Source organism: Nioella ostreopsis (assembly GCF_004000255.1).
In the GTDB taxonomy this organism is placed as follows: Bacteria; Pseudomonadota; Alphaproteobacteria; order Rhodobacterales; family Rhodobacteraceae; genus Nioella; species Nioella ostreopsis.
Genome location: NZ_RCIQ01000001.1, coordinates 17,665 through 32,070, shown reverse-complemented (window position 1 = coordinate 32,070; position 14,406 = coordinate 17,665). Strand labels below are relative to the sequence as shown.

Annotated in this window: 17 protein-coding genes; 12 read left to right on the top strand and 5 right to left on the bottom strand. The window is 63.8% G+C overall.

Features of this window, described 5'->3' with window-relative positions; translation table 11 throughout:
- Positions 1–29: 29 nt before the first annotated feature.
- The gene (locus tag EP237_RS00220) at positions 30–923 is read right to left on the bottom strand and encodes a LysR family transcriptional regulator (RefSeq protein WP_240661404.1); all 894 of its coding nucleotides are present in this window, start codon (positions 921–923) and stop codon (positions 30–32) included.
- 98 nt (positions 924–1,021) lie between these two features.
- Here EP237_RS00220 and EP237_RS00215 point away from each other — a divergent pair, with 98 nt between their 5' ends.
- Positions 1,022–1,504: a cupin domain-containing protein gene (locus EP237_RS00215; protein WP_127556891.1), complete on the top strand. Its 483-nt coding sequence runs from the start codon at positions 1,022–1,024 to the stop codon at positions 1,502–1,504.
- 118 nt (positions 1,505–1,622) lie between these two features.
- Complete coding sequence (locus EP237_RS00210) at positions 1,623–2,042, top strand: tellurite resistance TerB family protein (protein WP_127556889.1); 420 nt, start codon at positions 1,623–1,625, stop codon at positions 2,040–2,042.
- Between the two features lie 9 nt (positions 2,043–2,051).
- Here the strand turns inward: EP237_RS00210 and EP237_RS00205 are convergent, their stop codons facing one another.
- Positions 2,052–3,086, bottom strand: a complete 1,035-nt coding sequence (locus tag EP237_RS00205; protein ID WP_240661402.1) for a DMT family transporter — start codon at positions 3,084–3,086, stop codon at positions 2,052–2,054.
- A 109-nt stretch (positions 3,087–3,195) separates the two neighbouring features.
- A complete protein-coding gene (gene dacB / locus EP237_RS00200) occupies positions 3,196–4,683 on the bottom strand; it encodes a D-alanyl-D-alanine carboxypeptidase/D-alanyl-D-alanine endopeptidase (protein WP_240661400.1) in 1,488 nt (495 codons plus the stop codon).
- 99 nt (positions 4,684–4,782) lie between these two features.
- Between dacB and EP237_RS00195 the strand changes: the two genes are divergently transcribed.
- Positions 4,783–5,631 (top strand): DMT family transporter, encoded by an 849-nt coding sequence (locus tag EP237_RS00195; RefSeq protein WP_240661398.1) that lies wholly within the window; start codon positions 4,783–4,785, stop codon positions 5,629–5,631.
- Here EP237_RS00195 and EP237_RS00190 read toward each other — a convergent pair.
- The gene (locus tag EP237_RS00190; protein WP_127557761.1) at positions 5,628–6,230 is read right to left on the bottom strand and encodes a nicotinate-nucleotide adenylyltransferase; all 603 of its coding nucleotides are present in this window, start codon (positions 6,228–6,230) and stop codon (positions 5,628–5,630) included. The two genes, EP237_RS00195 and EP237_RS00190, sit on opposite strands and share 4 nt — an antisense overlap.
- A 97-nt stretch (positions 6,231–6,327) precedes the next feature.
- Between EP237_RS00190 and nthA the strand changes: the two genes are divergently transcribed.
- From nthA to EP237_RS00150, 8 genes are all read left to right on the top strand, one after another.
- Positions 6,328–6,969, top strand: a complete 642-nt coding sequence (nthA, locus tag EP237_RS00185; RefSeq protein ID WP_127556885.1) for a nitrile hydratase subunit alpha — start codon at positions 6,328–6,330, stop codon at positions 6,967–6,969.
- A complete protein-coding gene (gene nthB, locus EP237_RS00180; protein ID WP_127556883.1) occupies positions 6,969–7,622 on the top strand; it encodes a nitrile hydratase subunit beta in 654 nt (217 codons plus the stop codon). Before nthA ends, nthB begins: the two co-directional genes overlap by 1 nt.
- On the top strand, positions 7,609–7,962 hold the full coding sequence (locus EP237_RS00175; protein ID WP_164744566.1) for a nitrile hydratase accessory protein: 354 nt from the start codon (positions 7,609–7,611) through the stop codon (positions 7,960–7,962). The genes nthB and EP237_RS00175 overlap by 14 nt, the downstream gene beginning before the upstream one ends.
- A gap of 77 nt (positions 7,963–8,039) precedes the next feature.
- Positions 8,040–8,912 (top strand): bifunctional helix-turn-helix transcriptional regulator/GNAT family N-acetyltransferase, encoded by an 873-nt coding sequence (locus EP237_RS00170; RefSeq protein WP_127556879.1) that lies wholly within the window; start codon positions 8,040–8,042, stop codon positions 8,910–8,912.
- 149 nt (positions 8,913–9,061) lie between these two features.
- Positions 9,062–10,717: an energy-dependent translational throttle protein EttA gene (gene ettA, locus EP237_RS00165; protein ID WP_127556876.1), complete on the top strand. Its 1,656-nt coding sequence runs from the start codon at positions 9,062–9,064 to the stop codon at positions 10,715–10,717.
- Between the two features lie 1,000 nt (positions 10,718–11,717).
- The gene (locus tag EP237_RS00160) at positions 11,718–11,924 is read left to right on the top strand and encodes a cold-shock protein (protein ID WP_127556874.1); all 207 of its coding nucleotides are present in this window, start codon (positions 11,718–11,720) and stop codon (positions 11,922–11,924) included.
- 132 nt (positions 11,925–12,056) lie between these two features.
- Entirely contained in the window at positions 12,057–12,503 is a 447-nt protein-coding gene (gene trxC / locus EP237_RS00155) for a thioredoxin TrxC (protein WP_127556872.1), read from the top strand.
- A gap of 367 nt (positions 12,504–12,870) precedes the next feature.
- The gene (locus EP237_RS00150; protein ID WP_240661396.1) at positions 12,871–13,347 is read left to right on the top strand and encodes a histidine phosphatase family protein; all 477 of its coding nucleotides are present in this window, start codon (positions 12,871–12,873) and stop codon (positions 13,345–13,347) included.
- On the opposite strand, the gene yciA is transcribed toward EP237_RS00150, so the two are convergent.
- Positions 13,344–13,739: an acyl-CoA thioester hydrolase YciA gene (gene yciA, locus EP237_RS00145; protein WP_127556870.1), complete on the bottom strand. Its 396-nt coding sequence runs from the start codon at positions 13,737–13,739 to the stop codon at positions 13,344–13,346. The genes EP237_RS00150 and yciA overlap by 4 nt on opposite strands.
- A 119-nt stretch (positions 13,740–13,858) precedes the next feature.
- Between yciA and EP237_RS00140 the strand changes: the two genes are divergently transcribed.
- Positions 13,859–14,383, top strand: coding sequence for a DUF4329 domain-containing protein (locus EP237_RS00140; RefSeq protein WP_127556868.1), 525 nt, complete (start codon positions 13,859–13,861; stop codon positions 14,381–14,383).
- Positions 14,384–14,406: the final 23 nt, after the last annotated feature.

Below are 14,406 nucleotides of genomic sequence, written 5' to 3'. Positions count from 1 at the left end.
CTAGGGCGGGCGGGGCGCGGGGTCAACATTCAGCCCCCTTGAATCGTGGCTTCCGCGACGATCCAGTCATGTATGCGCATCACTTCCTCATTGGCGGCCAACCCGTCGCGGCGGGTGATGAAATAGCCCCGCACCGACCGCGCAGACGGCCCGTCGAGCCGCACCATCGCGCCGGTGCTCAGGAAACTGTCCAAGAGGCCCGACCAGCACAGGCACACCCCCTGCCCCGCCAAGGCCGCGTTGACCAGCATCGCGTAGGAATTGAAGTCAAGCTGCCGCACGCCATCGGGCATGCGCATGCCCGCCGCTTCGCACCAGCTTGGCCAGTCATGCCAGTGCTGACGGGCCGATTCCATCGTCAGCAGGGTAAGTTTCGACAGGTCGGGCGGGCTGGCGTGGCGCGACAGGTAGTGCGGGCTGGCCACTGGAAAGACCTCATCCCCCAGAATACGGCGGGCCAGAGGTTCTGCTTCGCTTGCCAGCCCGTAGCGGATCGAGATATCGCCTGGACGATCCGGATCACCATACTCCTGGCTTATGATACGAATCGTCACTTCCGGGAAGGCCGCCTCCAGTTCCGCCAGTTTCGGGATCAACCAGAATCCGACGAACCCTGACGGCCCCGTCACCGTCACCACCCGCTTTGCATTGCCCCTGCGGATCGTCTCGGCGGCGGCCTCGATCTGGCCAAAGCCGGTTCGCAGGGCCCGCATCATCTCTCGCCCCTGTTGGGTCAAACGTGCCGGCTTGTGACTGCGGTCGAACAGGCGGCAGCCCAGATCCTGCTCCAGCGCGGCGATCCTGCGCGACACGGCGGGTTGTGACACGTTCAGCTCCCGCGCTGCGCCGGTCAGTGTACCGTGGCGCACCGCGGCGTAGAAGGCCGTCAGGCCGGAGAACGGGGGCAGGCGCGAAGACATCATAACCTCAACGTATGTTACCGATCATCTTTAGCGCATTGCGCAGCAACGGGACAATCCGCAATCTCCGCCCACCACACGGGCTAAGAAGGACACCCCCGATGACCCAGTTCGCCAGCGCAGCCGCCGAAACCCTTATCGACCGGGAAGAGGCCTTCGTCGCCCATGCCCCCGCCGTCAACAGCCCCTATCCGCCCTCTTGCGAGGCCTTTTCGATCCATGCCGATGACGTGGCACAAGAGGGCGGTGATCCCACTTATGGCACCGTCACCTGGCGCACGCTGATCAACGGCACCCCCGATGTCCCGCGTGAATTCGTTCTGGGCATTGCCGAGTTCGGCCCCCATGGCACCCTGCTGCAACACCGCCACGATCCGGCGGAGTTCTATCTTGGCATCGACGGGTCTGGCGTCGTGACCATCGAAGGTGTCCCGCACAACATCTCCGCAGGCGTGGCGATCTATGTGCCCGCCGGTGCGGAACATGGCGTTGTCGCGGGGCCTGAGGGTCTGCGCTTCACCTACGGGTTTGCCGAGGGCAGCTTCGACTCCGTCCAGTACCGTTTCAGCGCCGCGAGCGCCTGAACGAGACACGCCGCCGCGCAATCCGCATTCCCCGGCGCGGCGGCGTCACGTCCTCTTGCCCCCATGCGCGGCTGACCCTACTCTCTGGCCGGTACCCGCATTGGAAGGCATAAGACCCGTGACCGAACAGCCCCCTCTTTCCCCGCAGGACGCGCTTGTCGCGCTGATGATCGCCGTTTCGGTATCGGATGAAAGCATCCGCACATCGGAACTGGTCACGATTGAACGCATCGTCGATCACCTGCCGGTGTTCGCCGATTTCGACGCCGACCGGCTTGGCGTTGTCGCGCAGATCGTCTTCGATCTGATGGAGGAGGAAGACGGGCTCGATGCGCTGTTCGGCCTGATCACCGATGCGCTGCCCGAACACCTGTTCGAAACCGCCTATGCGCTGGCCTGTGACGTGGCCGCCGCGGATGGGCTGCTGCGCCAGACGGAATTGCAGATGCTGCAGGAAATCCGCTATCAGCTGAACATCGACCGCCTGCACGGAGCTGCCATCGAACGCGGTGCACGGGCGCGGCACATGACGGTCTGATCCGGTCGGCTAGTCGTTCTCCACATCTTGCGTCACGGTCATGGGGGCGACCGGGTTGCCCGGTGCCACCGAGGATTCGGCGACCGGATGCGGGCTGAGCGTCGTGCGTGAGGAACGAAGCTCCCGATACCCGAGGTAAAGCCCGCTGGCGATGATCAGCGCCATGCCCGTCAGCGTGGCGGCACCGGGCACTTCCCCCCATAGCAGGTAGGCCATCACCGAGGCGATCGGCAGGTAGATATAGTCGAAGGGCGCCACAAGGCTGGCCGAGGTCACCATATAGGCATGGGTCAGCAGGAAATACCCGATCAGCCCAACCGCCCCCATCAGCCCGAGCCGCCCCAGTTCCCAGCCTGTCGGCAGGACCCAGGTGAACTGCAAATGGGTGAATTCCGCAGGGATCGGCACGATCGTGTTGGTCAACCAACCCACGGGCACGATCAAAAGCCCCGAAAAGACCAGCGTATATAGCGCCGTGGTAAGCGTGGTTTCGCGGTCGCCGATCCGGCGGGCAAGGATCTGGGCAATGGCGTAGAACAGCGCGCAGGTCAGCGGCATCACCGCGATCCAGCTGAAGGCGTCTCCCGTCGGGTTCATCGCGATCAGGACGCCAATGAACCCCACGATCAGGGCGCCCGTTCTGTGCGGGCCGATGGTTTCCCCCAACCAGAGCGCTGCCAGAACGGCAATGATCAGCGGGGCCGAGAAGAACAGGGTAGACACCTCGGCCAGCCCCATGAAGGGAAACGCGCCATAGAAGGCGGCAAAGCCGGTGGCCAGCAGAAAGGCGCGCAAGAGGTGCAGCCGCCATAACGGCGTGAACAACCGGTGCGCCCCCCTCAACCAAAGGATCATTGGCACCATCACCAGCACCGCCATGACCCCGCGCGTGACGATCAACTGCCAGACGCTGTAATCCTCCAGCAGCGATTTCATCATCCCGTCCATCGCAACGAAAAAGAACATCCCCAGCACAACGCTGGAAATGCCCTCGATCGCGCGCGGGGTAGCGACCCCGATTGCTGGCTGTGTGACGTCTGACACGCGGGTTTTCCAATCTTTTCAGTAGTCGTCCGGCCACAATTCCCGGCGTGGACGTCCGCGAATTCAAAGTCAGAAAACGCCCCCTGTCGCGTCTGTTTGCGACCAGGCGTCAGGTCCGGTCATGCACCAGTGCCCATCTCTGGATCAGATCCTGCTGCAAGCGCTTGGCGCGGCTGTTGTAGCCGCGGGCTCCGGGCGGGCGTTCTTCCTGTGACGGATCGAAGGTGGTGCGCCGGGGCAGATCGCCGCAAAAGACGGCAAAGGCCAGATCGCGGCCCGATGGCGCCCGGACGAAGCCCGCAAGGGTCGAAACGAAGTAGAGCGTCCCGGTCTTGGCCACAACCTGCACCGGGTGATCGGGAATCGGAGCGCCCTGATCGTCGAGGATCGGGATATTCTTCATCAACCGACGCAGGCCACCATTCGGCCCGGTGCCAACCAGAGCGCGCACCATTTCGCGGGTGCTGATCCGGCTGTCTTCGCTCAACCCCGAATGATCGAGAAAATTCTGGTGCCGGACACCGAATCGGTCCTGCATCCATCGACCCATTTCCGCGGCGGACTGCTCCAGACCCTCGGGTCGAACCCCGCCCGCCTGCGTTGCCAGCAGGCCCGCGACTTCTGCCGTCAGGTTGGTGGACCACCGCATCATGCCGCGCAAGATGTCTTCCAGCGGTTCCGAGACATGTTCGGCCATGACAAGCGCGCCCTCGGGCGGGGCCTCACCCGGTTCTGCGGTTTCCAGCACAATGCCGCGCGCCCGGGCCAGCACCTGAAACACCTCGGCGGCGTAAAGATGTGGGCGGCGGATCGGCAGCCAGCGCGCGCCGTTCTCACCCAGGGCACCACGCGCAACGCTCCATTCCTCGCGGTCTTCCGTGGCCTCGTATTCATAGACGGGCGCGCCCCGATCCACGACCTGCATCCGCGCAACCGAGACCGGAGGGCGCAGCGATTCCGACCGGGCATCCATGGAAACGGAGTAGCCCTCCGCGCCGCGCTGCCATTCGAAATGCACCCGGTTGAAATTCAGGTTCAGCCCCGAAATGGCAGGGTTATAGCCAACGTGGCCCGGTTGATCGGGGTCGATCGCCGTGACATGCGGGATTGCCCCGAACGCCACGCGGAACGCCCCCGTCACCTCGCGCACCCCGGCATCGGCCAGATCGCGCGCCATGGCATTCAGCGCGTCGGTGTCCAGCAGTGGATCGGCCCCGCCGACCAGCCACAAATCACCCTCCAGCCGCCCGTTCGACAGGGTACCATCTGCAATCAGCTGCGTGCGGAACCGGTAGCCGGGGCCGAGCCGGTCCAGCGCATAGGCGGCTGTCATCGCCTTGGTGACAGAGGCGGGCGGCAAGCCCAGAAGCGGGTTCACCGCCTCCAGCACCTCGCCGGTATTGGCGTCGGCCACCACGCAGGACACCGCGCCCCCCAGATCGGCGCGCGCGATCAGGTCCGCAGCACTTGGAAGGGTGCGCAGTTCGAACCCGTCGGGACGGCGCAGCGGAATGCGGGATACCTCGGGCGGCAAGGCGAACGCGCCCTGCGCAAGACCGGCGAAAGTGCCAGCCAGGAATGCGCGTCTCGTTACCATAATGCTCAAATGCTCTTGTCCGTCCGGCACCCACTAAACCGCAGGCAGGCCCGTCACTCAAGCCTTTCGGTGGCCGGAATTTGCCCCTATCACGCGAACATGACCCAATCGCTGCTTCGCGCTCTGCCGCTCATGGTCGTGGCCATGTTCCTGATCCCGCTTGGCGACAGCGCCGGACGGCTGCTTGGGGCGTTTCACGGGGTAAACCCGTTCTTCACGGCGTGGAGCCGCTTTGCCCTCGGCTTTCTGCTGCTCGCCCCCTTCGCCTTTTCGCGATCCGCGCTGCGGCTGCTGGCCGACTGGCGCATCTGGCTGCGCGCCGCTTTCCTGATCTGCGGCATCACCAGCATCCTGACCGCCCTGAGAACCGAGCCGATTGCCAATGTCTTCGGCGCCTTCTTCATCGGCCCGATCCTGAGCTACTTCCTGTCGGCGCTCTTCCTGCGCGAGCCGATCACGCTGCTGCGCACCGCCCTGTTGCTGGCGGGGTTCTATGGCGTCGTCATGGTCGTCGATCCGCGCTTCGGCCTGTCCCCCGGTCTGGGCTTCGCGCTGCTGGCCGGGTGTTTCTACGGTGCCTACCTGACGGCCTCCCGCTGGCTGACCGATGTCGGTCGCCCGCGCCAGATACTGATTACCCAATTGCTGATCGGGGCGGTGGTGCTGATGCCGGTCGGCCTTTACCACTGGCCCCCGATGACCGGGGAGATTGCCGTTTTCACCACTGTTTCGGCGCTTGGATCGGCGCTTGGCAACCTGCTTCTAATCGTGGCGCTTGGCATGGCGCCTGCATCGCGGCTGGCCCCGTTCGTCTATATCCAGCTGGTCGCCGCCACGCTTTGGGGCCTGCTCATCTTCGCAGAAGTTCCGCAGGAGCGCGCCCTTCAGGGGCTGGCGGTGATCCTCGCCTCGGGCCTTGCCACGTTGTTTCTGCGAGAGCGGCGCTAGCGCGTCCAGTCACCCCGCGCCCGGATCTCGGTCGAGGAAATATCGACCATCGGCACATTGAGGAAACACCAGGCCGGTGTGTCCCGGTAGGCGAGCCCCTTGGCCCCGGCGGCAGGCACCTTGAACCGGCGATAGATCTGCGCGGCCTTGGCCGTGCGCGCCGAAATCCGCTGACCGGGCCGGGCCAGAACGCCCACGGGAATGTTCTCCATGATCCAGTCCCATCTCTGCCAGCGATGCAGGCTGGCGAGGTTATCGGCCCCCATCAACCAGACGAAGCGCACACCGGGATAGAGCCGGAACAGCCCCTCCAGCGTTTCGGCGGTGTAGCGCGTGCCCAGATGCGCCTCGATATCCGTCGCCTCGATGCGCGGATGCTGGATCAGCGCGCGCGCCACCGCCATCCGCTTGTCCAGCGGTGCGGGACCTTCCGATTTCAGCGGATTGCCGGGGCTGACCAGCCACCAGACCCGATCCAGCCCGAAGCGCTTCAACGCCTCGCGGCTGACATGCACATGGCCCTCATGCGGCGGATCGAACGATCCTCCGAACAGGCCCACGGTCATGCCGGGGCGGACATATGGAAATCCCGCGCGCATGAGCGCCTTTGTTGCGGCCCGTGCGCCCGCTGTCCAGAGGTCAGATGTTGACACGCCCGCATTCCTGACCTTCCCTGAGCAGCGAAGGAGCCTGCCCATGTCCACATTCGACAGCAAACATGCCGCCCATCTGCACCGCCATATCCATTCGCATCTGCCAAGCGACCCGGCGCTCAGGGTGAAGGCGCTGGAAAGCCTTGCGGTGGAAAAGGGGCTGATCGCGTCCGAGACCGTCGATGCCTGGGTCGAGGCCTATTCGGAGCATATCGGCCCGATGCGTGGGGCCAAGGTGGTGGCGCGGGCGTGGGTTGATCCAGAGTTCAAGGCGCGGCTTTTGGCCGATGCGACCGAGGCGATCAAGGAGTTCGGGTTCGAGGGCAACGCCACCGGCCACCTGAAGGCCGTCGAAAACACCGACGCGCAACACAACATGGTCGTCTGTACGCTCTGCTCCTGCTACCCGTTCTCGATCCTCGGCATGTCGCCCGCCTGGTACAAATCCGCCGCCTACCGCGCCCGCGCCGTGCGGGAACCGCGCGCCGTGCTGGCCGAGTTTGGCGTGGACCTGCCCGAAGAAGTCGCCGTGCGGGTTTGGGACTCGACCGCCGAACTGCGCTACCTCGTGGTTCCGCAGCGCCCCGCCGGGACCGAAGGCTGGGATAAGGAGAGCCTTGCCGCGATTGTCACCCGCAATTCCATGATCGGAACGGACCGGATTCTCCAAACGGGGGCTGCGTGATGGACGGCATCCACGATCTCGGCGGCAAAGAGGGCTATGGCCCGGTTCCGGTTTCGGAAGGCGATGCGCCTTTCACTCATGACTGGGAACAGCGCATGTGGGGGCTGGCGCGCGAGGGCATCTGTCCGTCGATCACAATCGACTGGTTCCGCCACGGGCTGGAACTGATGGTGCCGGGCGATTACCTGACCTTTTCCTACTTCCAGAAATGGGCCACGAATTACCTGATGCTCATGGTCGATGCGGGCCAGATCACCCTAAAAGACCTTGAACGCGGCTATGTTCTGGAACCGGCCGACCCCGCCAAGGCCAAGACCGTCGATCAGATCGTCGAGCAGGTCCGCCGCGCCTGCACCGATTTCTCGGTGCCGGAAGACGCCCCGGCGCATTTCGCCGTGGGTGACACCGTGCGCACCCTGCGCCAGATCAATCACAATCACACCCGCCTGCCCGCCTATGCCCGCGACTGCGTGGGCGAGGTGATCGCCCATCATGGCTGCCACCTTTTCCCCGACGAAGGCGCCCATAACCGCCATGTCGGACAGCACCTCTATACCGTCAGCTTCTCGGCGCAGGAGCTTTGGGGAGATGATGCAAACCCCCGCGACACGGTCACGCTGGAACTGTGGGAGAGCTACCTTGTTCCGGCCTGAAAACCCCCTCGCCCCCCGCGATCCGGTCTTTGACGAGGCCTGGCAGGCGCAGGTGCTGGCGATTGCCGACACCATGGTGCAGGCAGGCCGGTTCACCGCGACGGACTGGGCCGAAACGCTCGGGGCCGAACTGCGCGCGGCAGAGGCCGCCGGCAAACCTGATACGACCGGAACCTATTACGAGGCGGCCCTCTCTGCGCTCGAACGACTGACGACAGAGGCCACCGACATCACCGGTGCGGATCTGAGCGCGCGCAAAGCCACCTGGACCCGCGCCTATGAACGCACGCCCCATGGCCAGCCGGTGTTGCTGGACAGCGGGCGCGACGGGCAGGACTGAGACCCATCCGATTGGGCTGAGAGCATCCCGGCGCGTTTCTACTTGTCGGATAGTTTTATCTGACTTAAGTCAGATAAATGACCGATGATATCCAACGCATCCGCCGTTTCAACCGCGCCGTGACCTCCGAAGTGGGCGCGCTCGATACGTCCTTCCTTGGCCTTGGCCGCCCGCTCGGATCGGCGCGGGTGCTGAACGCCATCGGCCATGGACAGCAGGAGGTGGGGGCGATCCGCACCTATCTCGGGCTCGATTCCGGGCTGATGAGCCGCCTTCTGCGCGGGCTGGAAACCGAGGGGCTGATCACGACCGGCCCCAGCCCCGATGACAGCCGCCGCCGCATCGCGCAGCTGACCGAAGCGGGCCGTGCCGCTTTCGCGGAATATGAGCGGCTGTCGAATGATCAGGCGCGTGCCATCCTCGCTCGCCACCCGCGCCCGAAAGATATCCTGGACGCGATGGACCTGATTGCCACGGCGCTCGGGCAGGACCGTATCGAGATCATCGAGATCGACCCGCGCGAGCCCGAAGCGATCCATTGCCTGACGCAGTATTACGAGGAGCTTGAACGCCGGTTCGCCACCGGCTTCGACGTGAACCTGTCGCGCGACCCGGAGGCCACCGACATGATCCGCCCGCGCGGGGTGTTCCTGCTGGCCATGTCCGACGCGCTGCCGATTGGCTGCGTGGGGCTGAAGGGCGGCGGCGGACCGGTGGCCGAGATCAAACGGCTTTGGGTCTCACCCGCCGCGCGGGGTCTGAAACTGGCGACCCGCCTGATGACACGGGCCGAGGACACGGCGCGGGGGCTTGGCATCGACACGCTCAGGCTCGACACCAACTCCGCCCTGCCCGAAGCGGCGGCCCTCTACCGCAAGTCCGGCTGGCGAGAGATCGACCGCTTCAACGACGACCCCTACCCGGACATGTTCTTCGAAAAGACCCTCTGATCCTTTCATCTTGGCTGAAATACCTCGGGGGGTCCGGGGGGCTGGCCCCCCGAAAAGGGGTGGGCGGGCGGGCCCGACTTCCCCCGCCCATTGCCCCGACCGCTCCCCTTGTCTATGTGAGGGATCAACGCGAATGCATGAGGGTTCCTATGGCTTCCTACCAGTATGTTTACCACATGGACGGGGTCTCCAAGACCTATCCCGGCGGCAAGAAATGCTTTGAGAATATCCGGCTGAGCTTCCTGCCCGGCGTGAAGATCGGTGTCGTGGGCGTCAACGGCGCCGGTAAATCCACGCTGATGAAGATCATGGCGGGGATCGACAAGGATTTCACCGGCGAGGCCTGGGCCGCAGAGGGGGCCAAGGTGGGCTACCTGCCGCAGGAACCTCAGCTGGATGAAAGCCTGTCGGTGCGTGACAATGTCATGCTGGGTGTTGCGGAAAAGAAAGCCAAGCTCGACCGCTTCAACGAGCTTGCGATGAACTATTCCGACGAGACCGCCGATGAAATGGCGGCCCTGCAGGATGACATCGACGCGAACAACCTCTGGGATCTCGACAGCCAGATCGACGTCGCGATGGAGGCCCTGCGCTGCCCCCCCGATGACGCGATGCCTGCGAATCTCTCGGGCGGGGAACGCCGCCGGGTGGCACTGTGCAAGCTGCTGCTCGAAGCGCCCGACATGCTTCTGCTCGACGAACCGACCAACCACCTGGACGCGGAAACCATCGCCTGGCTGCAGCAGCACCTGATCGACTACAAGGGCACGATCCTGATCGTCACCCACGACCGTTACTTCCTCGACGATATCACCGGCTGGATTCTCGAACTCGACCGAGGCCGCGGCATCCCCTACGAGGGCAACTACTCCGCCTGGCTGGAACAGAAGGCCAAACGGCTGGCGCAGGAGGCCCGCGAAGACAAGTCCAAGCAGAAAACGCTGGAGCGCGAACTGGACTGGATCCGGCAGGGCGCCAAGGCCCGTCAGGCCAAGCAGAAGGCCCGGATCAACGCCTATAACGATCTGGCCAGCCAGTCCGAGCGCGAAAAGATCACCCGCGCGCAGATCGTCATCCCGAACGGCCCCCGCCTTGGCAGCAAGGTGATCGAGGTCGAAGGGCTGCAAAAGGCCTATGGCGACAAGCTGCTGGTCGAGGATCTCTCCTTCGCCCTGCCACCCGGTGGCATCGTCGGCGTGATCGGCCCCAACGGCGCCGGTAAATCCACCCTCTTCCGCATGCTGACCGGGCAGGAACAGCCCGATGCCGGCACCGTGGACTATGGTGACACGGTCAAGCTGTCTTACGTGGACCAGTCCCGCGACTCGCTCGACGCGAATGCAACGGTGTGGGAGGAGATCTCTGGCGGCGCCGAGATCATCGAACTGGGGGACGCGCAGGTCAATTCACGGGCCTATTGCTCCTCCTTCAACTTCAAGGGCGGTGACCAGCAGAAGAAGGTCGGGCTGCTCTCGGGCGGGGAACGCAACCGCGTTCATATGGCGAAGCTGCTGAAAGAGGGTGGCAACGTCCTGCTGCTCGACGAACCGACCAACGATCTGGACGTGGAAACGCTTCGGGCGCTGGAAGACGCGCTGGAGGATTTCGCCGGCTGCGCCGTGATCATCTCGCACGACCGCTTCTTCCTCGACCGTCTCTGTACCCACATCCTGGCCTTCGAGGGCGAGGCCCATGTGGAATGGTTCGAGGGCAACTTCGAGGCCTATGAGGAAGACAAGAAGCGCCGCCTGGGACCAGACGCGCTGGAGCCCAAGCGGGTGAAGTACAAGAAGTTCGTGCGGTAAGGACGCCGTACTTAACAAACATCAGATGGGCAGATCTGCCCATCTGTTCAGCCAAGACCACATGCCTGCCCGCTTTTCCAGGTCACCGGTCTGAAAGACCTCCGCGTCAATGACAGTGGAGTGGCAGACTCCCTGAATGACAGCCCTGACCGGAAGGCGAGCTTTGCCGTCAGCCCCAGCTATGAGCGACGTGTTCGGTCTGGATGGCAATCCTGACGAACCTGCTGCTGGCCCGAATCCGGACTGCCCCGCCCCAGAACTGACAAGGCGGTTTCCCGCGTAGAGCTGTTGCGAGGGCTGTACAGAGACGACCCGCCGGGTGTACGGGCAGCGGGCGTTCCTTCGGGCACATCAGCCCGCAGTGTCGACCGACCCCGATTGCAGGACCACCTGTGGTCAAACTCGGGATCATCCTCTCGTTCAGGCTTCAGGAAAAGAGCCCAATACAATGATCGCCAGACCCAAACCCCAATCCGTCCCCGCGTCGGCACCCGCCCCGCGGCCACAGCCGGACCCTGTTCAGTTCAAGGATTGGGCGATGATCTAACCCATTGAAAAAACAGGGGGCGCTATGGCATCGCCCCCTGTTTCTCTCCCGACTGCCAAAGGCACGTCCCACGCATTCCGTGAGAGTTTGCGCAGGGGTCCCCCGTTCCGATCAAGACGCGCCCATATGGGGGCAGATGCGCGACCCGTTTCCGATCGGGTCACCCGCCTCGTGCTCGGAATATTACCACCCTAACCGCCCCGATCCCGCCCGCGAAGCTGTGCAGGCGTATGGCATACTATCCGTTCGCATAGGCCGGGTCATCGCGCTGCCCGGAGCTGCCGATAGACGATTATCCTTGCATTTTGCCCCGCCTGCCCCCATATGCGCCTTGCGACCGTTACCGCATTTCGACCTCTGTCTCCTATCCATGGCTTCAGTCTCGACCTGCTACCGACTGACGCCAGAGTTGCCGCATACTGCGGGCGACGCTTAAACTAGGAGACCACGGACATGGCCACTGGCACCGTGAAATGGTTCAACACCACCAAAGGCTTCGGCTTCATTGCACCCGACACCGGCGGCAAGGACGTTTTTGTACACATCTCTGCTGTCGAGCGCGCTGGTCTGACCGGCCTCGCCGACAACCAGAAAGTGACTTTCGATCTGGAAGCCGGCCGTGATGGCCGCGAAAGCGCGACCAACATCGCCCTGGCCTGATCGGCCCGACGCGACAGAATTCCGGAACGGGGCGCGGCGCAGGCTGCGCCCCTTCTTCTTTGCGGGCAGCCCCCTTGCATCGCGCGTCCGATTGCCCATTTATTACCAAAGTCAATTAAACGGAGCCGTGTCATGCCTGCCGCCGCGAAAATCACCTGCCTCGATTGCGGGGCTGTCAACAGGGTGCCGACCGACAAACTGACCTCGGGCCCGAAATGCGGGGTCTGCGGGGCGAAGCTGGCGGATGGCAAGGTCAAGGCGTTGGACCCGGCAACGCTGGCCAAGGCCAGCAAGACCGACCAACTGCCGCTGCTGGTGGATTTCTGGGCGCCGTGGTGCGGACCCTGCCGGATGATGGCCCCGCAGTTCGAGCAGGCGGCGCGGTCGCTCGCCCCCCATGCCCGCTTCGCCAAGATCGACACGCAGGATTTCCCGCAGGTCAGCCAGAAATTCGGCATCCGGGGCATTCCCCTTTTGATCCTCTTTCAGAACGGCAAAGAGATCGGGCGTCTCAGCGGGGCGCGGCCAGCGTCTGATATCGAGGCGTTCGTGCGGAGCCATGCGAAGGTAAACGCCTGACCCCCACCTGTACTGATTTCTTTTGAACCCTCCGCGAGGCGGCGGCGACCCATGGATATACGCAAGATCACACCGCCCGAAAGGAGTATCCCATGCCCACCCCGTCCCGCCAGACCGGCCCCTCCCACCGGACCAATGGCCAAAAGGGCACGACGCGCCCCACGGGGTTTCGCTTCACCGATTGGGCGATGATCTGAGTTCTCCCTGCCTGTTGTCTTTCCCCCCGGAAGATCCCCGTCTTCCGGGGTTTTTCTGTCGAAATGCCTGAAAACGAAGCGGCATTTTGAAAGTTTTCCCATCCATGCTACCTTCGATCGCCAATACAAAACGGGGAAGAGTTATGCTTGCAATCAGCAGACGTGGTTTCTTGTTCACCGCACTCGGGGCGGCGGCGGCTTGTTCTCCGCTGTCGCGTGTCACCGGTCATAGTCTGGCGCCGAACAGCCGTCTGATCATCTACAGACACGCCGATCGGGTCGACGAGAACCTGACACCACAGGGGATCGCCCGCGCGGCAGCCTTCGCCGATGCCCTGGAGACCATGGAGATTGACGCAATCTACAGCCCCGGAATTCAGCGCAACCTTGATACGGCCGAGCCCTTGGCGCGTGCCAAAGGCCTTGAAATCACGCGGGTTTCCGTGGATCAGATCGCCCGACGCATTGCCCGACTGTCTGCTGGCCAAAGCGTCGTATGGGTCGGCAATAGTGGCAATCTACGCGACATCTGGGAAACGCTTGACCTGGAGGGGCCACCGCCCGTGGAATATGGCGACCTGTTCATCGTCACGACCGATGCAACGGGCGCGGTGCAGATCGACCGCCGACGGGTCGAGATTCCCTAGGTCTCTGACGCCGGCACCGGTCTCGGCTTACCCTCTTCATCAATGGCAACGAAGGTGAAGAGCGCCTCGGTCACCTTTTCGCGTTCACCAACCGCGCCACGCTTGACCCATGCTTCGACCTCGATCCCCATGGAGGTGCGACCCACCCGCCCGATCCGCGTATAGACGCACAGCACATCGCCCACGGCGACGGGGCGAATGAACTTCATCGCATCGACGGCCACCGTGGTGCAGCGCCCGCGCGCGCGTTCGCGGGCCAGGATACCGCAGGCGATATCCATCTGGCTCAGCACCCATCCGCCGAAGATATCGCCATTGCCGTTCATATCGGCGGGCATCGCCACCGTGCGCAGGGTCAGATCGCCCTGGGGCTCTGTTGTCTGGTCGCTCATCTCGCCTGCCTTTCCTCTGCCATTGCCAGAGTGGCACCGGAGCCGGGGACAAACAAGGCTGGCATCACGCCCCGGCTGCCCCTATCTTTTCCCTGTATTGAGAGAATTGGAGCTCCCCCATGCGCCTCATTTCCGCGCTTCTGGCCCTCGCCCTGACCGCCCCCGCCGCACAGGCACAAAGCGTCGAGGAGACAGAGCTGGTCCATGCCCTTTTGCGTAACATGAACCCCCAGTCGATCACCTATAACCGGGAGGTCTGCGGCTATATCGTGCGCACACCCACGGGTGAGCTGGATGTCAGCAAGGTCAGTTGGGGCGGCGAAGCGTCTTGCGGGATGATCCCGGTCGAGCCGGGATATCAGATCATTTCGTCCTGGCACACCCATGCGGCCTGGGCCCCCGGTTATGACGGCGAGGTTCCCTCAACCATCGACGTTGAAGGGGACATGGCCCGTGGCGTGAATGGCTGGGTGGCGACGCCCGGTGGGCGGCTGTGGTTCATCAATGGCCAGACCGGGTTCATGTATCAGGTCTGCGGGCGGGATTGCCTTCCATCCGATCCCGGTTTCTACCCGGAAGAACACGGACCGGTCGAAAAGCAATACACGCTGGCGCAGCTGCGCCGCCGTTTCAACGCAAGGTAGAGAAAAAAGGCGCCGGGGGTGCC